The sequence below is a fragment of the Actinosynnema sp. ALI-1.44 genome (genome assembly GCF_001984155.1).
Taxonomy (GTDB): domain Bacteria; phylum Actinomycetota; class Actinomycetes; order Mycobacteriales; family Pseudonocardiaceae; genus Kibdelosporangium.
The window spans coordinates 630,294-652,820 of record NZ_MTQO01000053.1 but is presented as its reverse complement, the minus strand read 5'-3'; the positions used below and the strand labels follow the sequence as shown (position 1 = coordinate 652,820).

Annotated in this window: 20 protein-coding genes and 4 tRNA genes; 7 read left to right on the top strand and 17 right to left on the bottom strand. The window is 67.5% G+C overall.

Annotated elements, in window-relative coordinates:
* The first annotated feature begins 9 nt into the window (after positions 1-9).
* Positions 10-552, top strand: a complete 543-nt coding sequence (locus ALI144C_RS45160) for a dTDP-4-dehydrorhamnose 3,5-epimerase family protein (protein WP_076993393.1) — start codon at positions 10-12, stop codon at positions 550-552.
* On the opposite strand, the gene ALI144C_RS45155 is transcribed toward ALI144C_RS45160, so the two are convergent.
* The 6 genes from ALI144C_RS45155 to ALI144C_RS56080 all read right to left on the bottom strand — a co-directional run bounded on the left by ALI144C_RS45155 (position 549) and on the right by ALI144C_RS56080 (position 6,710).
* On the bottom strand, positions 549-1,535 hold the full coding sequence (locus ALI144C_RS45155; RefSeq protein WP_076993392.1) for an NAD-dependent epimerase/dehydratase family protein: 987 nt from the start codon (positions 1,533-1,535) through the stop codon (positions 549-551). The two genes, ALI144C_RS45160 and ALI144C_RS45155, sit on opposite strands and share 4 nt — an antisense overlap.
* Position 1,536: 1 nt before the next feature.
* Positions 1,537-2,184 (bottom strand): PIG-L deacetylase family protein, encoded by a 648-nt coding sequence (locus ALI144C_RS45150; protein ID WP_076993391.1) that lies wholly within the window; start codon positions 2,182-2,184, stop codon positions 1,537-1,539.
* Positions 2,165-2,956 carry a glucose-1-phosphate cytidylyltransferase gene (locus ALI144C_RS45145; RefSeq protein WP_076993390.1) on the bottom strand — a complete coding sequence of 264 codons (792 nt, stop codon included), beginning with the start codon at positions 2,954-2,956 and terminating at the stop codon, positions 2,165-2,167. The genes ALI144C_RS45150 and ALI144C_RS45145 overlap by 20 nt, the downstream gene beginning before the upstream one ends.
* Positions 2,953-4,164 carry a class I SAM-dependent methyltransferase gene (locus tag ALI144C_RS45140; protein ID WP_076993389.1) on the bottom strand — a complete coding sequence of 404 codons (1,212 nt, stop codon included), beginning with the start codon at positions 4,162-4,164 and terminating at the stop codon, positions 2,953-2,955. Before ALI144C_RS45140 ends, ALI144C_RS45145 begins: the two co-directional genes overlap by 4 nt.
* The gene (locus ALI144C_RS45135) at positions 4,164-5,636 is read right to left on the bottom strand and encodes a sugar transferase (RefSeq protein ID WP_076993388.1); all 1,473 of its coding nucleotides are present in this window, start codon (positions 5,634-5,636) and stop codon (positions 4,164-4,166) included. The genes ALI144C_RS45140 and ALI144C_RS45135 overlap by 1 nt, the downstream gene beginning before the upstream one ends.
* A gap of 798 nt (positions 5,637-6,434) precedes the next feature.
* Positions 6,435-6,710, bottom strand: a complete 276-nt coding sequence (locus tag ALI144C_RS56080; protein WP_168211510.1) for a hypothetical protein — start codon at positions 6,708-6,710, stop codon at positions 6,435-6,437.
* Between the two features lie 69 nt (positions 6,711-6,779).
* On the opposite strand from ALI144C_RS56080, the gene ALI144C_RS45130 reads away from it, so the two are divergent.
* Entirely contained in the window at positions 6,780-7,892 is a 1,113-nt protein-coding gene (locus ALI144C_RS45130) for a peroxidase family protein (protein WP_168211509.1), read from the top strand.
* A 536-nt stretch (positions 7,893-8,428) separates the two neighbouring features.
* Here the strand turns inward: ALI144C_RS45130 and ALI144C_RS45125 are convergent.
* The 4 genes from ALI144C_RS45125 to ALI144C_RS45110 form a co-directional block, all read right to left on the bottom strand.
* A tRNA-Phe gene (locus ALI144C_RS45125) sits at positions 8,429-8,502 on the bottom strand.
* A 62-nt stretch (positions 8,503-8,564) separates the two neighbouring features.
* A tRNA-Asp gene (locus tag ALI144C_RS45120) sits at positions 8,565-8,638 on the bottom strand.
* Between the two features lie 39 nt (positions 8,639-8,677).
* Positions 8,678-8,750, bottom strand: a tRNA-Glu gene (locus ALI144C_RS45115).
* 238 nt (positions 8,751-8,988) lie between these two features.
* Positions 8,989-9,237 carry a hypothetical protein gene (locus ALI144C_RS45110; protein WP_042177529.1) on the bottom strand — a complete coding sequence of 83 codons (249 nt, stop codon included), beginning with the start codon at positions 9,235-9,237 and terminating at the stop codon, positions 8,989-8,991.
* Between the two features lie 1,082 nt (positions 9,238-10,319).
* Here ALI144C_RS45110 and ALI144C_RS45105 point away from each other — a divergent pair.
* Positions 10,320-10,637, top strand: coding sequence for a hypothetical protein (locus ALI144C_RS45105; RefSeq protein WP_076993387.1), 318 nt, complete (start codon positions 10,320-10,322; stop codon positions 10,635-10,637).
* Between the two features lie 71 nt (positions 10,638-10,708).
* On the opposite strand, the gene ALI144C_RS45100 is transcribed toward ALI144C_RS45105, so the two are convergent.
* Entirely contained in the window at positions 10,709-10,912 is a 204-nt protein-coding gene (locus ALI144C_RS45100; RefSeq protein ID WP_037265614.1) for a cold-shock protein, read from the bottom strand.
* A 399-nt stretch (positions 10,913-11,311) separates the two neighbouring features.
* On the opposite strand from ALI144C_RS45100, the gene ALI144C_RS45095 reads away from it, so the two are divergent.
* Positions 11,312-12,508 (top strand): L,D-transpeptidase, encoded by a 1,197-nt coding sequence (locus ALI144C_RS45095; protein ID WP_076993386.1) that lies wholly within the window; start codon positions 11,312-11,314, stop codon positions 12,506-12,508.
* Here ALI144C_RS45095 and ALI144C_RS45090 read toward each other — a convergent pair.
* Positions 12,486-14,519 (bottom strand): MMPL family transporter, encoded by a 2,034-nt coding sequence (locus tag ALI144C_RS45090; protein WP_076993385.1) that lies wholly within the window; start codon positions 14,517-14,519, stop codon positions 12,486-12,488. The two genes, ALI144C_RS45095 and ALI144C_RS45090, sit on opposite strands and share 23 nt — an antisense overlap.
* A gap of 99 nt (positions 14,520-14,618) precedes the next feature.
* Between ALI144C_RS45090 and ALI144C_RS45085 the strand changes: the two genes are divergently transcribed.
* Positions 14,619-15,287, top strand: coding sequence for a response regulator transcription factor (locus ALI144C_RS45085; RefSeq protein ID WP_076993384.1), 669 nt, complete (start codon positions 14,619-14,621; stop codon positions 15,285-15,287).
* The gene (locus tag ALI144C_RS45080) at positions 15,287-16,339 is read left to right on the top strand and encodes a sensor histidine kinase (protein ID WP_076993383.1); all 1,053 of its coding nucleotides are present in this window, start codon (positions 15,287-15,289) and stop codon (positions 16,337-16,339) included. The genes ALI144C_RS45085 and ALI144C_RS45080 overlap by 1 nt, the downstream gene beginning before the upstream one ends.
* Here the strand turns inward: ALI144C_RS45080 and ALI144C_RS45075 are convergent.
* From ALI144C_RS45075 to ALI144C_RS45060, 4 genes are all read right to left on the bottom strand, one after another.
* Positions 16,326-16,865: a hypothetical protein gene (locus ALI144C_RS45075; protein ID WP_083753940.1), complete on the bottom strand. Its 540-nt coding sequence runs from the start codon at positions 16,863-16,865 to the stop codon at positions 16,326-16,328. The genes ALI144C_RS45080 and ALI144C_RS45075 overlap by 14 nt on opposite strands.
* 22 nt (positions 16,866-16,887) lie before the next feature.
* Positions 16,888-19,335: a tetratricopeptide repeat protein gene (locus tag ALI144C_RS45070; protein ID WP_441297611.1), complete on the bottom strand. Its 2,448-nt coding sequence runs from the start codon at positions 19,333-19,335 to the stop codon at positions 16,888-16,890.
* A gap of 192 nt (positions 19,336-19,527) precedes the next feature.
* On the bottom strand, positions 19,528-20,487 hold the full coding sequence (locus ALI144C_RS45065) for a glutamate ABC transporter substrate-binding protein (protein WP_076993381.1): 960 nt from the start codon (positions 20,485-20,487) through the stop codon (positions 19,528-19,530).
* Positions 20,487-21,773, bottom strand: coding sequence for a hypothetical protein (locus tag ALI144C_RS45060; protein WP_237774615.1), 1,287 nt, complete (start codon positions 21,771-21,773; stop codon positions 20,487-20,489). Before ALI144C_RS45060 ends, ALI144C_RS45065 begins: the two co-directional genes overlap by 1 nt.
* 363 nt (positions 21,774-22,136) lie before the next feature.
* Between ALI144C_RS45060 and ALI144C_RS45055 the strand changes: the two genes are divergently transcribed.
* Positions 22,137-22,209 (top strand) — tRNA-Lys (locus ALI144C_RS45055).
* A gap of 95 nt (positions 22,210-22,304) precedes the next feature.
* Here ALI144C_RS45055 and ALI144C_RS45050 read toward each other — a convergent pair.
* Entirely contained in the window at positions 22,305-22,517 is a 213-nt protein-coding gene (locus ALI144C_RS45050) for a hypothetical protein (RefSeq protein ID WP_076993379.1), read from the bottom strand.
* Between the last annotated feature and the right edge of the window lie 10 nt (positions 22,518-22,527).

Sequence of the window (22,527 nt, the reverse complement as noted above, 5' to 3'; positions counted from 1 at the left end):
AATGGACCAATGCATGTGCGGACCACCTCGATCGACGGCGTCCTGGTGCTCGTGCCCACCCCGCATCACGACTCGCGCGGCCTGTTCACCCGGACGTTCGACGCGACCATCGCCGCGGAGCACGGCATCGACCCGAACTCGTTCGTCCAGGACTCGCAGTCCCGCTCCAGACAGGGCGTGCTGCGCGGGCTGCACGGCCGAACCGGGCGAGGCGAGACGAAACTCGTGCGCTGCGCACACGGCGCGGTGACCGACGTGGTCGTCGACGCCCGGCCTGGTTCGCCGACCTTCGGCAGGCACGAGGTGTTCCTGCTCGACGACGAGACCTTCGCGCACCTGTACATCCCGCCGGGCATGCTGCACGGCTTCCAGGCGCTGACGCCGGTCGCGGACGTCTGCTACCGGATCGACCGCCCGCACGACCCGACCGAGGACGTCGCGGTGCGCTACGACGACCCGGAGCTGGGCATCGACTGGCCGCTGCCGGTGACCGAGATCAGCGCGCGGGACAGCGCCGCGGGCCTCTGGGCAGCGGGACCGTGGGCTCATTAGAGCCCGCCGTTGCTTTTCAACCAGGCCAGGCGCGTGAACTTCCGCTCGAAGTCCTCGCGGGTCAGGCCGTGCTCGGTGTAGGCGTCCGCCAGCTCCACCGCGCCCGCCTTGACCGTCCACTGTGCCGTGAACGGCATCGCGGCGCGGATCCGGGCGAAGTCCACGCGGTAGGACCGCGGGTCGGCGCCCGCCTCGCCGGTGATCACCAGCCGGGAACCGGCGACAGCTTCGACCACGTGCTGGGCGATTTGGGCGACGGTGAGGTTGTTGTCCTCCGTGCCCACGTTGAACGCCTTGGCGTGCACGGCTTCCCGTGGCGCCACCAGCGCGGCGGCGAACGCGTCCGCGATGTCCTGCGCGTGCACCAGCGGCCGCCACGGCGTGCCGTCCGACAGGACCTTGACCTCGCCGCTGAGCACCGCGTGGCCGACCAGGTTGTTCAGCACGATGTCGGCTCGCAGCCTCGGCGAGAACCCGAAAGCCGTGGCGTTGCGCAGGAAGACCGGGGTGAAGTCCGAATCGGCCAGCTCGAGCAGGTCGTCCTCGACGCGTACTTTGCTTTCCGCGTACGGAGTCACCGGGCGCAGCGGCGCGTCCTCGTCGACCAGGCCGTCCCCGGCCGCGCCGTAGACCGAACACGTCGACGCGTAGAGGAACCGCTTGATCCCCGCGTCCTTGGCCAGTTTCGCGAGCCGGACCGAGGCGTGGTGGTTGATGTCGTAGGTCAGTTCGGGCGCCAGCGATCCGAGCGGGTCGTTCGACAACGCGGCCAGGTGCACCACCGCGTCCACAGTGGATACATGCTCGGCGGTGACCGCGCGCAGATCGACCGCGAACCCCTCGGGGTCGTGCGGCCACGGCCCGAGCACGCAGGACGCGAACAGCCCGGAGTCGAGACCGACGACCTCGTGCCCCGCGGACACCAGTCGCGGCGCCATCACCGTCCCCAGGTAGCCCTGGTGTCCGGTCAGCAACACACGCACGTCACGCCTCCAAGCCAACGATCAGTTTGTCCAGGTAGAACGCCTCCGCATAGCGCGCACGGCACTGCACGCCACGGACCCTCGCCAGCCCCAGGAAGGTCTCGCGGTCGAACCAGTACCGCCCGGACTGGGTCGGGTAGCACCGGAGCAACTCCTCCACCTTGGCCTCGGCGACGGCGTCCGGCAAGGGTTGGTACACGGTCGGGGCACCGAGGTCGCCGTCCCATTTGACTATCTCGTAGCCGAGCGCGAGGTGGTCGCGGAACGCCGTCGGCACGAGTTCCGCCAGCGTGCGGTGGTCCTGGTGGGCGTCACGCGCGTGCGGGGCGATCACCAGATCGGGCTCGGTGCGGGACCGCAGATCCTCGACGGCCTGTTTGGCACGCTCCCAATGGGCCGGAAACCGACCATCCGGCAGGTCGAGGACCGTGATCTTGAGCTCGGCACCGGGGCAGAAGGACTGCAGCGCCGCGTGTTCCTCGGCTTCACGCGGCGTACCGCCGCCGCTGAGCACCAAGGCGTCCACCTGGAGCCCTGGCCGTGACCGGCACAGGGTCAGCAGCGTCCCACCCGCGCCGATCGCGATGTCGTCGCAGTGCGCGCCGAGCAGCACGACCTTGTCGAGGACATCAGGACGCAACACCCGCATCGTTCTCCCACAACATCCATGGCCGGTCGCCCTGTGCGTACGCGGCGTCGAGAGCCGCCCGCTCCTTGACTGTGTCGGCAGGCTGCCAGAAACCACGGTAAGGGTAAGCCAGCAGCCGCCCTTCCTTGGCCAGCTCACCACAGGCGTCCTGGACCAGGTCACCACCGGCGGGCAGCCGGTCGAACACGTCCTGGCGCAGCACGAAGTAGCCGCCGTTCTCCCACAGCGGCAGGTTGCTGACCGGTGTGATCCCGCTGACCTTGCCGTCCTCGCCCATGTCAACGCAGTGGAACGACGACTGCGGCGGCACGACCATCATCGACGCGCCCGCGTCGCTGCGCGCGAACCGCCGCACCATCTCGTCGAGCGGGGCGTCGGTGAGCACGTCCGCGTAGTTGGCCAGGAACATCTCCTCGCCGTCCACCAGGTGCCGCACGCGGCGCAGGCGCTCGCCGATCGGGGAGTCCTGCCCGGTGTTGACGAACGAGATCGTCCAGTCGCTGATGTCGGTGGACAGCAGCTCGACCTTCCCGGCGGACAGCACGAAGTCGTTGGACGCGGTCTCCTGGTAGTCCAGGAAGAAGTCCTTGATGTAGTGCGCGCCGTAGCCGAGGCACAGCACGAAGTCGGTGTGGCCGAAGTGGGCGTAGTAACGCATCACGTGCCACAGCAACGGCCGCGGCCCGACCATCTGCATGGGCTTGGGGACGTCGTCGGCCACCCCGTTGCGCATGCGCATGCCGTAACCGCCGCAGAACAGCACGACCTTCACGGCCGGACCTCCTCCAGAGTGGGAATCGGGAACACCAGCCTGCCGCCCCACTCGCCCACATAGGACAGCTGCTCGGTCAGCTCGGTGCGCAGGTTCCACGGCAGGACGAGCACGTAGTCCGGCCGATCCGCCGCGATCCGCTCCGGCGGGTGGATCGGGATGCGGGTGCCGGGCGTGAACCTGCCGTGCTTGTACGGATTGCGGTCCACTGTGTACTTCAGGATGTCCGGCCTGATGCCGCAGTGGTTGAGCAGCGTGTTGCCCTTGCCGGGCGCGCCGTAGCCGACGACTGTCTTGCCGGTCGCCGACGCGCCGAGCAGGAACCTGAGCAGGTTCTGCCTGACCGTGTCGACGTCGCGGGCGAAGTCCTGGTAGCCGGACATGTCGTGCAGACCGGCCCGGCGCTCCTCCTCGAGGACGAACCCGACCGCCTTCGTCGGCTGGTCGGGCACGGGCCGCGCCCAGATCCGGATCGAGCCGCCGTGCGTCGGCAGCAGTTCGACGTCGACGACGTGCAGGCCGCTCGAAGCGAGCGCCCGCTGCGCGGACGCGACCGTGTAGTACTGGAAGTGCTCGTGGTAGATCGTGTCGTACTGGTTGTGCTGGACCAGGCTGAGCAGGTGCTGGACCTCGATGGACACCCAGCCGTCGTCCTTGACCAGTTCGCGCAACCCGGCCGTGAAGCCCTGGATGTCCGGGATGTGCGCGTAGACGTTGTTGGCCACGACCAGGTCGGCGGGGCCGTGCTCGGCACGCACGGCCGCGGCGCTCTGCTTGCCGAGGAACGCCGTCGTGGTCGGCACGCCCTTCTCCCGCGCGGCGGCACCCACGTTCACCGACGGCTCGATGCCCAGGCAGCGGATGCCCTTGGCCACCACGTGCTGCAGCAGGTAGCCGTCGTTGCTCGCGACCTCGACGACGAACCCGGGGTTCGTCCGCTCGACCGCCTTGTCGACGAACCGGCGGGCGTGGTCCACCCAGGACGTCGAGAACGACGAGAAGTAGGCGTACTCGGTGAACGTGTCCTCCGGCGTGATCAGCGGAGGGATCTGGGCGAGCAGGCACGCCCGGCAGACGCGCAGGTGCAGCGGGTACGTGAGCTCCGGCTCGTCCAGTTGCGCGGCGGCGAGGAACCGCTCGCACGGCGGCGTCGCGCCCAGGTCGACCACGCTCTCCAGCTCGTCCGAGCCGCAGAGTCGGCAGATCATCAATATGCTCCTTGGCCCTTCAGCACAGCGCGGACTGTCTTCCACATGATCAACGCGTCGAGCGCCAAGGACCAGTCCTCCACGTAGCGCAGGTCCAGCCGGACGGCTTCCTCCCACGGCAGGTCGCTGCGGCCGCTGACCTGCCACAGCCCGGTCAGGCCCGGCTTGACCAGCAGCCTGCGCCTGGCGTCGGAGTTGTAGCGCTCGGTCTCCTCCGGCAGCGGTGGTCGCGGGCCGACCAGCGACATGCTCCCGGAGACGACGTTGAACAACTGGGGCAACTCGTCCATGGAGAACCGCCGCAGCACCGCGCCGACCCTGGTCACCCTCGGGTCCTTGCGCATCTTGAACAGCGGACCGGCGCCTTCGTTCACCGCGAGCAGACGCAGCCGCTGCGAGTGCGCGTCCGTCACCATCGTCCGGAACTTGATCATGGTGAAGGCCTTGCCGTCCTTGCCGATCCGACGCTGCCGGTAGAACACCGGGCCGCGGTCGTTGAGCTTGACCGACAACGCGATCGCGGCGAGGAACGGTGCCGCCAAGGCGATGAGAACGGTGCCGCCGACGCGGTCGACGACCTCCTTGACGACTCGTCGGGCACCCGTGAAGACGGGGGCGGACAGCTTCAGCAACGGCATGCCGTGCACACCCGTGACGTTCAGCCGGGGACCGGCGACCTCCATCAGCACGGGCGCGACGACCAACTCGGCCGACGTGCTCTCCAACTGCCAGGCCAGGCGCTGCAGGCGCTTCGGCGTCCAGTAGGCGTCGGCGGTCACCGCGACCACGCGGTACCCGCCGCGGTGCACCTGCTCGGCGACCTCCTCGATCCGGCCGACCACGGGCACCCCGTCGACGCGCCCGTCGGGGCCGGTGCCGAGGCCGTTGGTGGTGCAGACCGCCTCGACCCGCCAGCCCTGGTGCGGCGCCTTGCGGGTGCGGTCGATCAGGTCCTCCAGCGTGCCGACGCCACCGGCGGCGAGCACGGGCAGCAGGCAACGGCCGGCCTGCCTGCGCTTGTGCAGCAGGCGGCGCAGCACGTAGCGAACCGGGAAGTCGATCATGGCGATGGCCGGGATGGCGACGAAGACCCAGGGGCGCAGGCCTTCCAGACCGAACGCGAACCCGCCGATGGCGAGGATCACGATCGCGGTGAACAGGCCCCGGTAGAGGCGGCGGAACTCCTCGGCGCCGTGGCCGAGCACGGAGATGCTCCACGCGCGCGCCCCGGCGAGCCCGACGAAGACGCCCGCGAGGGTGAGGATCGCGAACACGCCCGCGTGCCACGCCGTCAACGCCCCGGCCAGGAAGTTGACGGTGATCACCACACCGAGGATGACGGCCAGATCGGCGCAGACCACGGCCAGCTGATAGCGGCTTTCCCACGAGGCCCGCATTGGTCTGGATGATTGGGGCACATGCCGCTGGGAGGCAGGAGGAAAACGACGCACCGATCCGGCCCGTTCTCTCATGCAGTCTCTCCTGGTGTGCAGCCATGGCAGGGTGGAGCGGCGAAAAAGATGATCAGACCCGCGCTCACGAGGGGAGTCGTTCCATCTTCCGGCGCCGTTACCGCTCCCAGAACATTACGAATGGCTCCCGTCAGCCATTCACTTGGGTCACCGTGGGAAAACGACTCACCGTGACCGCCGATGGTGAACTTCACCCAGACGGCCCAACTTCATAGGCCAGTATGGTCACGCAACATCACCCCCTTCCGCCATCCTGGTGAACGACGCTAGCCCGGACGTCGATACGCCCAGATCATCAGGAATCCCCCGCGAGGGGTATTTCACCCGCCCGAACGCGGCAATCACCCGGCTGAGTGACACTCGCGATCGATCCAGCAATCCCATACGCAAACGTGAAATGTGAACGCCGCCACAAATGCGCTGCCGGAATAACGCAGTCTTGAAAAAACTCCCCCGGCCGGGCATGCCGGAGTTCCCCGCGATGCGAGTTCGACCACCTCGGCGCGCCGTACGAGCTCCCCGGCAGGGACGCGTCATCACCTGATCGAATGGACCACTGTCCGGACCGCAAGACACCCACGCGACCGAGCCGGGGCCGCGCGGGGGCCGAGCTTCGAAGTTCGTCGCCCGATGAACAACGCGCCTAGGGCATGCAGGCCACGCCTAGGGCTTGTTCGTCATGGCGTCATTCCGATGAAAATGGACAATTTCTGTGTGAGTGGATCAACAAATAAACACCCTGCACGTTTCACCAGGCGAGGATTCATCGGAGGAGTCACCGCAGGCGTAGCGGCTGCTTCATTTCATGGAACAGCTTTCGCTCAAACAGAGCCTGCCGCGGCCAATCCGAGGTTCTTCGGACGGATCTTCAAGCTTCCCCCGTTCGCCCAGCCCACCCCGCAAGTCCTGGAGGCGCTGCGCGAGCTCGGCAAGCCCGGCGGCATCATGGACGCCCAGGATCCACTGCAAGAGGGCCCGATCCGGCTGATCACCAACCCCGAATTGAGCCCCAACAATATCGACAACCCATTCAACACGGCCGGAACGACGTTTTTCGGCCAGTTCGTCGACCACGACTTCACCTTCGACCTGAATTCGCGGCTCGGTGTGCCGACAGAACCGGAGACGTCACCGAACACGAGGGTGCCGACCCTGTCACTGGATTCGGTGTACGGCGGCGGCCCGAACGCGAACCCGGAGTTGTACGACCCCGCAGACCGGGTGAAGTTCAAAGTGGAGAGCGGCGGCCTATTCGAGGACCTGCCGAGGCGCGCGGACCGCGTGGCGATCGTCTCGGACCCGCGCAACGACGAGAACATGATGATCTCCGGGATCCACGTGGCGTTCCTGCTCGCGCACAACCGCGCGGTCGACCTGGTCCGGTCACAGGGAGTGCCACCGACCCGTGTGTTCGACGAGGCAAAGCGGCTGATCACCTGGCACTACCAGTGGATCATCGTGAACGAGTTCCTGCCGCAGATCATCGGCTTCCCCATGACGGCGGAGATCCTGCGGCACGGCCGGAAGTTCTACCGGCCCGCGGCGGGCCAGCACTTCATGCCGGTGGAGTTCCAAGGGGCGGTCTACCGATTCGGCCACAGCATGATCAGACCGTCCTACCGAGCCAACCTGGCGGGTGACAACGGCAACCCCTTCTTCGGCTTCATCTTCGACCCGGCGGGACAGGGCCAGCCCGACCCGGTGGACCTGCGCGGCAGGGCGAGGGCGGCCCGCCGGTTCATCGGCTGGCAGACGTTCTTCAACTTCAACGACGGCCAAGTCCGGGCGAACAAGCGAATAGACACCAAGCTCAGCACCCCGCTGTTCAACCTGCCCCTGCAATCCATCCCGACCGGAGACCCACCCACCTCACTGGCCCAGCGCAACCTGCTCCGCCACGTGACCTGGTCCCTGCCATCCGGCCAGGCGATAGCCAGGGCGATGGGGATCCCGGGGCTGGGCGCGGACGCCTTCCCCGAGCTGAGAACCCTGAACGCGGGCCTGGAAGCGAACACCCCGCTCTGGTACTACGTCCTCAAAGAAGCCCAAGTCCTCAACGACGGCATAAGCCTGGCGGGCGTAGGAGCCAGAATCGCCGGAGAAGTCTTCATAGGACTCCTCCAACTGGACCCGACGAGCTACCTGGCGGCCCAACCCACCTGGCGACCAACCCTGCCCCGACGCACAACCGACACCTTCTCCATAGTCGACCTGTTGACCTTCGCCCGAGTAGACCCCGCCTCCAGACGCCAATAACCCCGACCACCCCCGGCCCCGTGGCCCCCGCCACGGGGTCTCTCCCTGCCCGCTGCGACTGCGGATGGCGCCTCATGCCTTCATGACGTGCCCCCACTGGCGACCGACTGCTCAGGCATGCCTCATCGGCTGGCGCCCCCGTACGGAGATGCCTCGCCGACGGGCTGGCCACCAAGAGGAGAGGGGGCCGCGCCCTTGGGGGATGGGCGAGGTCCGTAGGACTGTCGCCGTGGCTGGCTGCCGTGGGCGGACCTCACCCCCACACAGCGCCTCCGGCGCTTGGCATCCCTGCACCTGTGCCCCCAGGGGCGCCTCCAGCGCTCAGCGCCCAAGGGCGCCTCCGGCGCCTAGTGCCCAGGGGGCGCCTCCGGCGCCCGCGCCCGGCGGCGAAGCCGCCCGCTGGTCCAAACGAAACGCGCCCACGCTGGGTCGAAAGGAGCACGCACCGTGGGGGGCTTGGGGGGCTCGGCCCCCCAAAATAAAACGGGCGACCCGGCGAGGTTGCGAAGCAACCGAGCAGGGTCACCCAGAGCCCGTGGCCAGGGGCGGGGTCGAACCGCCGACCTTCCGCTTTTCAGGCGGACGCTCGTACCAACTGAGCTACCTGGCCGTATCGGTCCGGATTGCCTCACTTGGCTCTTCCGGACCTACATCGAGATTGTCGAGATGTTGCGACCCAGACGGGACTCGAACCCGCGACCTTCGCCGTGACAGGGCGACGCGCTAACCAACTGCGCCACTGGGCCTTGCTTGGTACTGCGTCTTGCTTCTTACACTTTACCGCGTGCTCCCAACGGGATTCGAACCCGCGCTGCCGCCTTGAAAGGGCGGAGTCCTAGGCCGCTAGACGATGGGAGCCCAGTCCCTTTGGCTTGCCGCTGGGAGCAAGGAGAAGCTTAGGGCATGACCCCACGGCTCTCCAAAACGGGTTACCAAAAGGGTCTCTACCTGCGAGAACATCACTCGGAGGAGCGGTTTGGAGGCCCATGAGCGCACCTTTGAGCCCATGGACCGCCTTCGTGGTCCTCGTCACACCCGCGCGACTGTTCCACCACGGCTACCGTCGCCTCTCACCCCCAGGTGTTCCGACCTGGGGTTACCTGGTGACAGGCGGCATTCCGTCGTCGCCCGGCACCAGGCCGAGCATGTCCAGCAGCAGTCGGCAGTCCTCGGCGTCCAGCGCGCTGCGGGCGACGGCGAGCCGTGCCTTGCGGATCTGCTCGTCGGTCACCCGCGAGGTTTCTCCGCCGCGCTGGGCCGGGACGCCACCGGTGAACCCGGCTCCGCTCCCGGTCATCGTGTCTTGCTGCATCAAGAAGTTGCGCACTTCGAGGGACCCGCTCATGACGCCTCCCCGGCTCGGCTGTGGCCGTGAGGTTATGGGAGGAAAAGCCGTGCACACAGCCCCCCGCAGAGTGAACTGCCTACAACGGTGGGTAGCCGGTTGAGCAGGTTTGATTCCGATCTTGCCGGGTACTAGGCGGCCAGAGCAGGTCTGGGTAGGGCCATTCGGGTGAGCGCGGTGGACGATATTGTGTACCGGAGTCTCGCCCTTACCTCTACCCCCTACGGGTACGGGCCCAGCGACATGCTTCGACACCCCGTGACTCGGCGCTACCGGAGCATCACTCCGCACGCACAGTTGACGGGGCGCTACGCCAAAACCGCACTTATCAGGACTCGCGTCCCCAGTGGGCCAGAACCTGTACCAGACTTTCGCCCGGAACGTGCGAATGTCGGCGGGCCGGAACACGCGGAAGCGGTCAGCCCAAGCCGTTCACCAGGCGGGGAAACATCAAGTGAACAGTTCCCCGGATTTTTTGGGCGCGGACATCTCGCCTACGACAGGTGAGCGTGCAACAATCTAGGAGCTGACACACCCCCGGTCAGCGCCTGTGGAGATCCCCTCCGGCCCCCGCGTTCCTCCCCCTGGCGCGGGGGCCTCCGCATCGGTGCTCGCCTCCTTCGTCGGCTTCGCACCTGCCCCCGCGATTCATTTTGGGGGCCGAGCCCCCCAAACCCCCCACGTTCCGGTTCCTCTCGAACCAGCCACTCGGCTTGGGCTTTTACTAACGCCAGCTTCTAGCAATAACTGCGCTCGCCTGTGGTTACTTGGGGTTGCGAGGGTGGGGTTGTTCTGTTGTGTATTCAAGCTTGTATACCGGCGGGGAAAGGCTGGCTTCCTCCGGGTTTGGTGCCGGTTTGGTATGGACCTCACCTTATCGGGTGATCACTCTGGGCGTTCAGGTGGGGTACCGGGGTTCGATCATGTCCACGGATGCGTGGTGTGACACGCGGCATGCTTGACACCGCGAGCTGGCTCAACCTGCAACAACAGACGCTTGAACGCCGGGATGGTTGCACCCGCCCGGTGTGTCGCGGGTCACAGTGACTAGGTTCCCGCAACCGAACCGTTATCGTGTCCGGGTGCCTTTGCCATCATTGGGACGCAGCCGCAGCAAGAGCGCCGCTACTCGGCGCCCAGCAGCCGACCAGCTCGCCCCCGACACCGAGCTGGAGAGCTACCTGGCCGCCATCGCGCCCGAGGCCGATGTCGAGACCACGGCATCCGGCCGTCGCTTCGGCAACGCCGAGGTCTACCAGCTGCGCCTGTCCCTCATCGCCAACGAGCAGCTCCGTGAGGTGGCCGCGCATCGCCAGACCTCCCCGCACGCACTGGCCCAGGAATGGGTCATGGAGCGGTTGTCGTGGGAGGCCCAGCAGCTGCGCTACCCGCAGAGCTGACGCCACAACACCCCGATTGGACAGCGAAGGGCCCTGAGCGGAACCACCGCTCAGGGCCCTTCGCTGTCAGGTCAGATCGGCCGCACGTTCGTGGCCTGCGGGCCCTTGGTGCCCTGGCCGACCTCGAACTCGACGCGCTGGTTCTCCTCGAGCGTGCGGAAACCCTTGCCCTGAATCTCCGAGTAGTGCACGAAGACATCAGCCTCGCCGCTGTCGACCGCGATGAAGCCGAAGCCCTTTTCCGAGTTGAACCACTTGACAGTGCCCTGAGCCATACATCTGCCTCCGTCGCCGGATCAGCTTGGGATTACACCGTGCAACCCCGGGCCGTCCCGGGCGTCGCTCGTCACCAACTTCGGCGAGAAAGCAGCACGCCCGCGTTTATGTTCCGCGAGCGTGATGGAGCACGAACACAGAAACTTACGGCCTGCGAGAACGAGCCTATCGCCTGCAAACGGGCCGCACTACTGCCTCAATTCACTATCTACTGGGCCGTTCGTGTGATCCTCCGCCGTTACCCAACGTGCCGATACGCACGCTGCCTGCCACAATCTTTCGAATAGCGACCTTCTTGTCATGGTCGTGCCAAATTGTGATGTGAGTCACAGTGACAGCTTGTCAACGTGCCAACCTCCAGCCGCGTCGGTATGGGTGTGAGGACGGGGGCAAGCAACATGACGAATCGACGGGGCTTCAAGCTGATCGCGACAGTGGCGATCGCCGCGTCTCTGGGGCTCTCGGCGTGCAGCGGCGACGGCGGCAAGCCGATCGTCCCGAACGCCGGTACGGCAACGGACACCAACGTCGCGCCGCAGGCAGCGGGAACGCCGCCGGTCGTGACCACGCAACCCGCGAACGGCGCGGCAGACGCCAGTCCGGGCGGTACGGTCCAGGCGGCCGTGGAAAACGGCACCATCAACGAGATCCGGCTCAGCAACCCGGACGGCAAGGAAGTCAAGGGCACGCTCGCCGCGGACAAGAAGTCGTGGGTGGTCGGCGAGGACCTCGGCTTCGGCAAGACCTACACGTGGTCCGGCAACGCTGTGGGCAGCAGCGGCCAGCAGGTACCGATCACCGGGTCGTTCACGACCGCGAAGCCGCGGCGGACCGAACAGGCAACGCTGAACGTCGGCGACAACAAGACGTATGGCATCGCGATGCCGGTCAAGCTCGACTTCAAGAACCCGGTAGCGGACAAGGCATCCGTCGAGAAGGCCCTGAAGATCGAGACTTCCGTGCCGACCGAGGGCGCGTGGGCATGGCTCGGCGACTCCGAGGTGCACTGGCGGCCCAAGGAGTACTGGAAGCCGGACACCAAGGTGACGGTGAACGCCAAGCTCTACGGCGTCTCGTTCGGCAACGGCGTCTACGGCAAGAACAGCGTCGCGTCGACGTTCACCATCGGCCGTGACCAGCGGGTCGAGGCCAACACCCAGACCCACCGGTTGATCGTGCGGCAGAACGGCGCCGTGGTGAACGACTTCCCGGCCAGCTACGGCCTCGAGTCGGACAAGGGCCGCGTCACGCCGAGCGGGATCCACGTGGTGATGGAGAAGCACAACTCGTACTCGATGAGCAACCCGCGCTACAACTACGACAACGTCGTTGTCCCGTGGGCGGTCCGGTTCTCCAACCACGGTGAGTTCATCCACGGTTACTCGGGGTCGATCGGTGACCAGGGCAAGCGGAACGTCTCGCACGGCTGCGCCAACCTGTCGCCAGCCAACGCGAAGATCTACTTCGACAGCGCGATGATCGGCGACCCGGTCGAGGTGGTCGGCAGCAGCGTGCCCATGTCCGACACCCAGTTCGACTACTACGACTGGGCGGTCAGCTGGGACAAGTGGCTCAGCAAGTCGGCTCTGCGGTAGATCCGCGCTCCCGGACTCGCAAACTGGTGGCTGCCCACTCGGGCAGCCACCAGTTCCATTTTCCGAGTGTGGCGACCGCCGCGGGCAGCAGGACCGAGCGGATCAGGGTGGCGTCGATCAGGATCCCCAGCCCGACCGCGGACGCGAAGATCGCCACGTCCAGTTCACCACCGCCGGCCATGGACGCGAACGAGAAGAACAGGATGAGCGCGGCGGACGTGACCAGCCGCCCGGTCCGGCTGATCCCGTGCACCACCGCCCCTGTCGTCGACCCGGTCCGGTCGTACTCCTCCCGCATCCTGGCGAGGATGAAGACCTCGTAGTCCATGGACAGGCCGTAGAGGAACGCGAACACAGTTACCGGGATGAACGTGCCGACCGCGCCGTCCGGCTGGATTCCCAGCAGTGCCTCAGTTCCCCAGCCCCACTGCCACAGCACCACTGTCGCGCCGAGCACCGCGCCGAGCGACAGCAGGTTCATCGCGATCGCCTTGAGCGGCAGGACGATCGAACGGAACGCCCTGGCGAGCATGACGAACGTAACCAGGGCGATCAGACCGAGCATCCACGGGAACGCGCTGTAGGTCGCGTCGACGTAGTCCATCTGCTGCGTGACGTTCCCGCCGACGAGCACGCCGTCCGGCACCGCCGCCCTGACCTGGCGAATCGTGTCCTTCCCCGGATCCGAACCGCCCTCGTCGACCGGCAGCACGGTCAGCAGGCCGTCCCTCGATTCGACCACGGCATAAACGCCGGGCAGGGCGCGCAGAATCCCGTCCACCCCGGTTTCGCCGGGTGGGACGTAGACGTCGAACGCGGTCATGACACCGGACGGAATTCCGGCATCCGCCAATTCGACGAGTCCGTCGTGCCCGCTTCCGGAATGCGCGAGATTGTCCGTCGTGGGAACGTTGAGGTTGATTCCCAATGCGGCGACCGATAATGCGGCGAGAACTCCGACAGAGGCGATCAATGCGAACCACCGGTGTTTCACAACGGTCCGCGCCCATTTCTCCCATACCGTGCTCTGCTTTTCCGGCTTGGCTTTTCGCAACAACAACGGGAGAACCGTGAGGGATACGAGCGCGCTCGTCGCGCTCACGATCATGCCGCCGACACCGAGGCTCCGCATGATCGGAACGGGCAGCACGATCATCGCGAGCAGACCGATGGCGACGGCGACGCTGGAGAACACGATCGCGCGCCCGGCCGTGGCCATCGCGCGGTGCACGCAGCCTTCCTCACGCCACCTGGCGACCAGGATCAGCGCGTAGTCGACGGCGATCCCCAGCCCGAACAGCGGGATCATGGTCAGCGTCGTCTCATGGATTTCGATCACGAGACTGGCGAGGAGCAGCCCGATGAACGACACGGGCAACGCGATCAACGCCGTCAGCAGCGGGACGAACGCGAGCGCGGACCGGAACACCCACACCAGGACGAGGATCGCGGCCCCGACCGTGACCAGCAGTTTCACCGGGACGTTGAGCCCGCCGGTGTCCGCGCCGGTGGCGAGCTGATCGAGCCCGGTGACGTGCAGGGTGCTGCCGGGTGGCAGCAGCGGGCGCATGATCCGTTCGATCTCGGGCCCGAGCCCGGCGCCCTCACCGAGCGCGCTGCCGGGGATCCCGCCCTGCTCGACCGGCCCGCCGAAGACCAGGCCGAAGGTCGTCCGACCGCTGACGAACCGGGCGTCGCCGGTGTTGGCGTAGGCGGCCACACGGCTGCCGGTCCGCTGGGCGACGGCGTCGAAAGCCTGCCCGGCGTCCTCGGCCGCGACGCCGTCGGCAAGCGTGACGACCGGGACGTACGGCCGTTCGTAGCCGCCGGTGCCGTAGGTTTCCAGGATCTTCTGATTGGCTTCGTACCCCGGCAGCCCCGGGTAGGCGTTGCGTTCGGAGACGTTCGGCAGCAACAGCGCCAACGCGCCGCCGCCCAGCAGGACGGCCACGACCGTGAGCCAGCCGACCAGACGCTTGTGCGCGAGCACGTACCGCGACAACTTTTCCATGCCGTCAAGGGCACCAAGTGGATCTTCGACCGGGCTGCGACCACCCTGTGGGTTCGCTGTCACAGAGTTCCTTAAGAACGAGCAGGCAGACTGGGCCGCATGGGGCGGATCCTGGTGGTCGACGACGAGCACTACCTCGCCGACCTGGTGTCGACGGCGTTGCGCTACGAGGGCTTCGAGACGGCCGTCGCGGGCACCGGCCGGGCGGCGGGCGAGCTGGTGGTGTCCTTCGACCCGGACCTGATCGTGCTGGACGTGATGCTCCCGGACGGCTCGGGCATCGACATCTGCCGCAGGCTCCGGCGAACCGGCTGCACCGCCCCGGTGGTGTTCCTGACCGCACGGGACGCGACCGAGGACAAGATCGCGGGACTGTCCGTCGGTGGCGACGACTACGTCACGAAGCCGTTCAGCCTCGAAGAGCTGGTGTTGCGCGTGCAGGCGGTCCTGCGGCGGACCAAGGGCGACACGAAGACCCTGCGGTTCGCGGACCTGGAGATCAACGAGGACGCCCACGAGGTCCGCCGCGACGGCACGCTGATCGACCTGACGCCGACCGAGTTCAAACTCCTGCGGTTCCTGGTGGTGCACGCGGGCAAGGTGCTGTCCAAGCGGCAGATCATCGACCACGTGTGGGAGTACGACTTCGCGGGCAACGACGGCGTGGTGCAGACGTACGTGTCCTACCTGCGCCGGAAGGTGGACGCGTTCGACCCGCCGCTGATCCACACGATCCCGCGGATCGGCTACATCGTCAGGGTGCGCTGATGTCGCTCCGCAACCGCCTGGTCCTGACGGTCATCGGCCTGCTGGCGCTCGGTCTGTTCATCGGCCTGGGCGCGACCTGGGGCGCGTTGCAGGACTGGAAGAGCGACCGCCAGCCGGACGAGTTGCTGTCGCGGTCGCTGAACGTCGCGCTGATCTCCGGCGGCGTGGCGCTGCTGGCCGTCGCCCTGCTGTCCTGGCGCGCGGTCCGCCGTGGCCTGCGGCCGTTGGACGACATCGCCGACACCGCGGCCGAGATCGGCTCAGGTGACCTGACGCGCCGTGTGCCCCCAGGCCCGCCGAACACGGAGATGGGCAAGCTCGCCGACGCGCTGAACGGGATGCTGACCCAACTGGAAACAGCGTTTTCTGAACGGCGGGCTTCCGAGGAGAAGCTGCGGCGGTTCGTGGCCGACGCGTCCCACGAGCTGCGCACGCCCATCGCGACCATCCGCGGCCACGCGGAACTGTTCCGGCGCGGCGCGGCGACCCGCCCGGACGACCTGGCGAAGGTGATGCGGCGGATCGAGTCCGAAGCCGAACGGATGGGCGTGCTCGTCGACGAACTGCTGTTGCTCGCCAGGCTGGACCAGGGCAGACCGCTGGAACGCGAACCGGTCGACCTGTCGGCGCTGGCGGCGGACGCGGTGGCCGACGCACTGGCGACGGCACCGTCCCGCGAGATCACACTGACCGCGGCTCCTGTGGTCGTGTTCGGCGATTCGTTGCGGCTACGACAAGTCCTCGGCAACTTGCTGTCCAACGTCCTGCAGCACACGCCGTCTTCGGCCACGGCAACCGTCCATGTCTACCCGGCCGACGGGGAAGCGGTGATCGAAGTCGAAGACACCGGACCTGGCATCGCGGACGTGGAACGGATCTTCGAGCGCTTCCACCGGGCAGCCGAGTCCCGGACGCACGCGGGCGCGGGCCTCGGCTTGTCCATCGTGGCCGCGGTGGTCGACGCGCACGACGGCCACGTCGCGGTCGAGTCCGTGCCCGACCGTGGCAGCAGGTTCACGGTCGTGCTGCCGACTCGGGCTACACGGGGGTGAACAGCCAGCGGGCGAAGCAGGTTTCGTCGTCCGGTTCGGTCATCCAGCGGACCTGGAGCTGGTAGTCGCCTCGTGGCACGTCGAAGCGCAGTCCGGTCGGGGCCCGCGCCGAGTCGTCCGCCGGTTCCCAGGTCACCGGGGCCTTGCCGGGCTTGGCTTTCGGCCAGTCGCCGTCCCCGCCCTGCGTGGCGTTGAAGAAGTACATGTCCCCGCTGGGCACCGGGACCACGTCGCCCATGTGGTCACCGTCTGCGGGGTAGGCCAGTGCTTTGCCCAGCGCCCGGGAGTACGGCTCACCCTGGGCTTGGACTATCGCGATGGTCCTGCGGTTCTGGAAGACCTCGAGCCAGCCCTTGTCGTTGACTGCCCCGTCGGTCGCGACCACCGCCGCCCAGCCTGTCCCGACTTCGGTCGCGGTCACCGACCAGTGCAGTTCGGACAGTGCGTCGACCTGGTCGTTGGCGCCCTGCCACGCGTACAGGAAGTACTTGTCCATGACCAGGAACTGGGTACCGGTCGTCCACACACGACCAATGTGTCTCCACATCTCAGGTAAGCGTCCTCGGGCGGATGGCGTTGGCGCGGTCGACCAACTCGTGGCGCTGTTCCGGAGTGCCTGCCAGCCGGGCCAACGCCCGGTAGCAGCGCTCCAGGCCGAAGCGTAGTTCACGTTCGGAAAGGGTGCAGCCCAACACAGTTCCCGCCGCGTGACCACCACCCGGTCGGCCTGCTTTCACCCACCCGTATGCCGCCTCGAGCACCTCGGCCGACAACTGTGTGCGACGTTCCGCGTCCAGCGCCAGCCGTTCGAGTCGGCGCGCCGCGTCGTACAGGTCGGGCTCGGCCAGTTTGGCGACCTCGGTCGCGCTCGCCTTGATCTTGATCGCCGCCACCTGCGCCGCCACGTAGTGGCTCGACGAGTCCGGAACGGACTCGAGCACTTCGATCGCTCCCGCCCGCGCACCTTGGGCGAGGTACACGCGCACCAGACCGAACGCGGCGCTGACGTACGACCGGTCCGTGCGCCAGACCTGCTCGTAGTACCGTGCCGCGCCGAAGTAGTCCCGCAGGTACTCCAGGCTGATGCCCAGTGCCAGTTTCGGCGCCGCCTCACCCGGCAGTGCGTCGTACACGGCTTCGAACGCGGCGCGTGCCTCGGTGGGACGGCGCATCGCGAGCTCGAGCAGGCCGCGGTGCCACTGCAGACGCCAGTCGTGGGGGTCCGTGGCCAGTCGCCGCGCCAGCTCCAACTCGCCGGACGCACGGGCGATGTCGCCCAGTTCGGTACGGGCGCGCAGCAGCCGCAACCGCACCTCGACCGAGTTCTGCGGCGCGTGCGCCAAGGCATCGATGAGGTCGTTCATGCCCGACGCCACCGTCGCCGCGAGCACCCCGGCCGCCGGGTCGTCGGTGTCCACCTGCGGGACGGGCAGCGCACCGACCACTTCGGACGGGTCGGGGACCGTGAGCGACACGCCGCGTTCGCCGGTCGGCACCGTCGCGCCGAACGTCCTCGGTTCCGGGCCGAACACCGCGGACACGCCGGGACGCGGCCGGTTCGTGCCGAGCGCCATCACCTCGCGCAGCACACCGGTCAGCTGTTCGGCCATGTCCTCCGCGGTGGGGAACCGGCGGTCCGGGTCGGGGTGCGTGGCGCGTTTGAGCACCCGGTAGAACGAGTCGAACAGCTTGAACAGCATGACGTCGTCCGGGCCGGGCAGCGTGTGCCGGAACTTGCCGGTGTAGCCGGTGAACTCGATCGCCAGCACGGCCAGCGTGCGACCGACCGTGTAGATGTCGGACGCCACCGACGCGCCCCGGTCAGCCAGTTCGGGAGCGCTGTAGCCGAGTGTGAAGAACAACGGGCTCTCGTAGTCGTCGTCACGGCGGACCGCGCCGAGGTCGATCAGCTTGAGCGTCTCGTTGGTCTGGATCACGTTGTCCGGCTTGAGGTCGCAGTACAGCAGGCCGATGCTGTGCAGGTAGCCCATGGCGGGCAGGATCTCCAGGCCGTACGCGATCACCTGGCCGATCGGCAGCGGCTCGGCCCGGCCGAGGGTCCGGTGGTGCTCCAGCGCGATCTGGCGCAGCGACTGGCCGCCGATGTACTCCATCACGATGTAGCCGACCGACGACCCGGTCGTCGGGTCCGGCGCCTGCACGAAGTTGTAGATCTTGAGGATGTTGGCGTGCTCGACCTGCGCGAGGAACCGCTGCTCCGCGACGGCCGCGGCGACCGCGGTCGCGTCGCCGGTGTCGATCAGGCCCTTGAGCACCACCCACCGGTCGCTGACGTTGCGGTCCTTGGCCAGGTAGATCCAGCCGAGACCACCGTAGGCCAGGCACCCGAGCACCTCGTACTGGTTGCCGAGCACGTCGCCGCGTCGCAGGCGCGGCTTGAACGAGAACCGCGTGCCGCAGTTGGGGCACTCACCCTCGGCGACACCGGGCTCACCGTCGACGCCACGGCCGACCGCGGTACCGCAGCTGCCGCAGAAGCGTTTGTTCTCGGCGACGACCGGGTCCTGCATGATGGCGGACGCCGGATCCCGGTACGGCACCGGCGGAACCTCGACCAGACCGGCACCAAGACCACGGCCGCGCGCCACGCGGGAACTCGTCCGGCGGGAACCCGTTCCGCGGCCGGGCGCGGGGAACGGCGCGGAGTCGCTGCTGGGCCGGGAGTCCTGGGACGGCGGTGATTCCGCGACGACCGGCTTCGGCGGCACGATGCTCTGCGTCGGATCGACCACGGCCAGCACACTCGTCGGCTGGGGCACGTCCGGCACGGGCGCCTGGTTGTGTTGCGGCTGCACAGCGGGAACCTGGGCACCATGAGCCCATTGGCCCGGTGCGGGCGCGGGCTGGCCACGCGGTGGCGTGACCGGTTGGATGATCACGGTTTCCGCTTCGGGCTTGGGTCTCGGCCTCGGCGGCTGCGGCTGTGCCTGCGGTTGTGGCGCTGGTTTCGGGCCCGGATTGGGGGGTGACGACATCGATCCGCTGAGCACGTCCGGGTGCCGGAACCAGCCGGTGCCCGCCTCTTCTTCGAGCCGCTGCCGCGGTTCGGACGGTTGCGGTGGTGTCCATGCCGGTGGTTCGGGCGCGCCGCACGTGGTGCACTTGCCGAACGCCGTCTCGCCGTCACAGCCCGGTCGCTGACACTTGGCCATCGGTGATTCCCCTTGTCAGTCCCGGTACTTCGGCGTCGGCTGCGTCGCGGATTCGCCCAGGCGCGAGGCCACCCACCGGTCGTAGCTCTGCTGCCACGACCCGTCGCCGCGCATCCGCTCGAGCACCGCGTTGACGAACTTCACCATGTCGGTGTTCGCCTTGGGGATACCGATGCCGTACGGCTCCTCGGTCAGCTTCGGGCCGACGATCCGGACGGTCGGGTCCTGCGCCGCCATCCCGACCAGGATCGGCTCGTCGGTCGACATCGCCGCGACCTGGCCCTGCTGCATCAGCACGAGGCAGTCCGACCAGTTCAGCACCGACCACGGCACCGGCTTGGCCGGGTGCTTGGCGATCTGGGTGAGCGACGTCGACCCCACGTTCGCGCAGACCTTCTTGCCGCCGAGGTCGTCCATGCTGTTGATGGACGATCCCTTCTGCACGAGCACGCGCTGGCCGGTCGTGTAGTAGACCGCCGAGAAGGAGACCTGCTGCAGGCGTTCGCAGTTGATCGTGTACGTCCGCGCGACGATGTCGACCTCGCCGTTGGCCAGCGCCTTCTCGCGGTCGCGGGACGTGAGCACCTTGTACTGGATCTTGCTGTCGTCGTTGAAGATCGCCTTGGCCACCTGCTTGGCCATGTCGATGTCGAAACCCTCCAGGTTGTTCGTCGCCGGGTTGCGGAAGCCGAAGAGGTACGTGTTCTGGTCGACGCCCGCGATCAGCCTGCCGCGGTCACGGATCTTGGCCATGGTCGACCCGGCCGCGATGCCGAGGCCGCCGGGACGCAGGCTGGCCGTCGGGTCGCCGCAGCCGGACGGCTGTGCTCCCGTCGCGCCGGCCTCGCCGGGTTTGGAGCCGTCCGGTTGCGGACGGTCGACGGCCGTGACGACCGCGAGGTCGACCGGCCGCCCGGGACCGCCACACGCGGTCAGCGCCAACGCCGCCACCAGAAGCAGTGCGACTCGTTTCATCACCGGTACTCCCGCAGCCGTTGCCGAATCCCCACCAGTGCGCCGCCCGCGCCGATCAACGCGAGCACCGCGACTCCGGGCACCAGCCCGGTCAACGCGTTCTGCGCGGAGGACGTCGACTCGACGAACTTCTCCCTGCCCTTCTGAATAGCATTCGAGAGGTTCTCGTCCAACTTGTTGAACGCGGACGCGGCGTCCTTGTCGTCGTCGCCGAGCGCCATGCTGACCGCCTGGTCGTACTGGCCCGTGTCGTCCAGTTCGCGCAGTTTGCGGTGTGCTTCCTGCCAGGCCTGCGCGTTGTCGATCGCACCGCGCACCTGCTGGCTGATGGCCGGGTCACTCGCCGACGCGCGGGCCTTGGCCAAGAGGTCCTTGTCGTTCTCGCCCTTGCCGGAGATGGTCGGCGCGAGCTCCTGCCATTCCTTCTCGTATGCGGTGCCGTCACCGCGCGCGACCAACGTGAGCGTCTCGTCGGCGCGGCACTTCAACGCCACGATCCTGGCCTGCACCAGGACATCCACCTGCTGGGAGCCGTCGTCGCGCGCGCTGCCGACCGCAGCCGCGGACACCCAGCCCGCGGCGACGCCCCAGACCAACCCGATGCCGACGGCGACCGTGGACACCAGCAGGCCGGTGTTGATCAACCGGTTGGTCTTGCGCGTCAGATACACCTGGGTGGCGATCAGCGAACCGAGCAGCACCAGCGTGAGGGCGACGGTGAGCCAGGGAAGGCTCGCCGCGTCGTCCTGCTCGTCGGTGAGCCTGCCGATGTCGATCCGGTACAGCTCCTGCGCGGCGGGCAGGAGCTTGGCGCGCATCAGGGTGGACGCCTCACGCAGGTACGCGGCACCGATCGGCAGGCCGAACCGGTTGTTGGTCCGAGCGGTCTCGATCAGGCCCGCGTAGACCGGCAACTGCTGACCGAGCGTGTCGACCTGCTTCTCCGCGCCCGCGATCCCGCCGACGTCTGACGCGGCCTTCGCCAACGCGGCACCGGCCTGCGCCATGTCGATCTCGTAGCGCTCCCGCAGCGCGGCCGGTTCGGACCCGCCGGAGAGGAAAGCACTGGACGCGGTGGCGTCGGCGTCCGACAGGGAACGGTAGATCTGTTGCGCCGCAGCCGAAAGCGGTTCACGGTGGTCGGTGAGACCACTGATCGTGTCCTGCTTGGACTGCAACGCCAATGCGGCGAACAAACCCGTCAGCACACTCAAGGCCACGAGCGCGCTCGCGATGATCCCCAACCGCCCTGGCGTGGTCCGCGCGGAGCGAGCCACTCGTCGCACGGAGTCACTCCATTGCGTCGGTGGCGCACTGACCGGAGCTCCCATGGTCACAGAGTCAACACCACACCGGCGCGGCCACGTGCGAATACCGTCATGGAGTAACCGCCCTGTGATCAGTCACGACGCGTAATCCCCCGTGTGAGTAGGTCAGCGGACAGTGCAACTGCGGCTGCCCCGAACTGTGGATCGACGCGGACGCGTCGGAGGAGCAGCGGGTCGTGATCACCGACGACTTCGGGCAGCGCGTCCAGATGAGCCCCGCACAGCTGCACGCACTGGTCAGCGACGTGAAGGACGGCGCACTGGACGCACTGCCGACCTCTTGATAACTCGTTGGAGCAAGTAGGTACGCTTACATCGCACGGGCCTCTAGCTCAATTGGCAGAGCAGCGGACTTTTAATCCGCGGGTTCGGGGTTCGATCCCCCGGGGGCCCACAGTTCGCCCAGGTCAGACAGCCTGGGCGTTCTTCATGATCATCTCAAGGGACGGTTTACGGACATGATCCACATCGTCCGGGCGGACTGCGGAATCACTCCGGCTCGACGGAGACCGTGACCTTCGCGTCGGCGTCCATCAGGTGGGGCAGGATGTGGAGCTCGGACGTGACGTATTCCGCGATGTCCTCCTGCACGCTGCCAGCGTCCAGCGGGAACCCTTCGGGGTTCGTCTCCCTGAGCCACTTCGCGATGTCGACCTCGACCTCGACGGTCAGGTTGTAGCGGAATCGTGTGGTGTGGGACACGCGGTGTTCT

Bases quoted from the DNA above. Each gene is read 5' to 3' on its own strand.
- ALI144C_RS45070 (WP_441297611.1), bottom strand. From the start codon at position 19,335: ATGTCGTCACCCCCCAATCCGGGCCCGAAACCAGCGCCACAACCGCAG.
- ALI144C_RS45110 (WP_042177529.1), bottom strand. From the start codon at position 9,237: ATGAGCGGGTCCCTCGAAGTGCGCAACTTCTTGATGCAGCAAGACACG.
- ALI144C_RS45080 (WP_076993383.1), top strand. From the start codon at position 15,287: ATGTCGCTCCGCAACCGCCTGGTCCTGACGGTCATCGGCCTGCTGGCG.
- ALI144C_RS45090 (WP_076993385.1), bottom strand. From the start codon at position 14,519: ATGGAAAAGTTGTCGCGGTACGTGCTCGCGCACAAGCGTCTGGTCGGC.
- ALI144C_RS45100 (WP_037265614.1), bottom strand. From the start codon at position 10,912: ATGGCTCAGGGCACTGTCAAGTGGTTCAACTCGGAAAAGGGCTTCGGC.
- ALI144C_RS45150 (WP_076993391.1), bottom strand. From the start codon at position 2,184: ATGCGGGTGTTGCGTCCTGATGTCCTCGACAAGGTCGTGCTGCTCGGC.
- ALI144C_RS45135 (WP_076993388.1), bottom strand. From the start codon at position 5,636: ATGAGAGAACGGGCCGGATCGGTGCGTCGTTTTCCTCCTGCCTCCCAG.
- ALI144C_RS45085 (WP_076993384.1), top strand. From the start codon at position 14,619: ATGGGGCGGATCCTGGTGGTCGACGACGAGCACTACCTCGCCGACCTG.
- ALI144C_RS45095 (WP_076993386.1), top strand. From the start codon at position 11,312: ATGACGAATCGACGGGGCTTCAAGCTGATCGCGACAGTGGCGATCGCC.
- ALI144C_RS45160 (WP_076993393.1), top strand. From the start codon at position 10: ATGCATGTGCGGACCACCTCGATCGACGGCGTCCTGGTGCTCGTGCCC.
- ALI144C_RS45140 (WP_076993389.1), bottom strand. From the start codon at position 4,164: ATGATCTGCCGACTCTGCGGCTCGGACGAGCTGGAGAGCGTGGTCGAC.
- ALI144C_RS45065 (WP_076993381.1), bottom strand. From the start codon at position 20,487: ATGAAACGAGTCGCACTGCTTCTGGTGGCGGCGTTGGCGCTGACCGCG.